This is a genomic window from Burkholderia sp. Bp9143, assembly GCF_003853645.1.
In the GTDB taxonomy this organism is placed as follows: Bacteria; Pseudomonadota; Gammaproteobacteria; order Burkholderiales; family Burkholderiaceae; genus Burkholderia.
Map to the genome: position 1 here is coordinate 1 of NZ_QTPO01000171.1, position 500 is coordinate 500.

General features: G+C 57.2%; 2 pseudogenes. Both read right to left on the reverse strand.

The annotated features are described in order from the left end of the window. Nucleotides 1–181: pseudogene (locus tag DIE23_RS40665) on the reverse strand (hypothetical protein); the annotation flags it as partial. 166 nt (nt 182–347) lie between these two features. Continuing rightward, nucleotides 348–500: pseudogene (locus DIE23_RS39195) on the reverse strand (glycine/betaine ABC transporter substrate-binding protein); the annotation flags it as partial.

Genomic DNA, 500 nt, shown 5'->3' on the forward strand with positions numbered 1-500 from the left:
GCACGCCGACGACCTGTCCGGTACGCTTGAGCACATCGTCTTTCGTCGCGCCGGCAGCGAGCATGTCGAGCGCCTGCCGCGGGTTGCTCCCAAACACCTTACATAGATTCTCTACCACAACTTTTGGGGTATGCATCGAAACCTGCCTCTTCATCCAACCATAATCCCGCGCCGAACCCATCGTTTGAACATTTAGACATGATCCATCGATCCATGACGAATCATGTCGGATCACTTTGAGAATTCGGCCGGTACTGATTAACCGCCTGTCGAGAAGGCGGAGCGGGCAAGATCGGCAATCAAGCCGACCCCGATTGCCGATCTGTTTCCGTCCAACTACCCAGGCATTACTGCTTCACCTCTTCCGTCCAGCCATTCACGCGATCGGCATGCGCGGCGATCCATGCATCGGCGGCCGCTTCGGGCTTCGAGCCGTTCTGGATCGCGAGCATCACGCTGTCGATCTCGCCCGGCTTCCACTGGAATTTCTTCAGGAACGC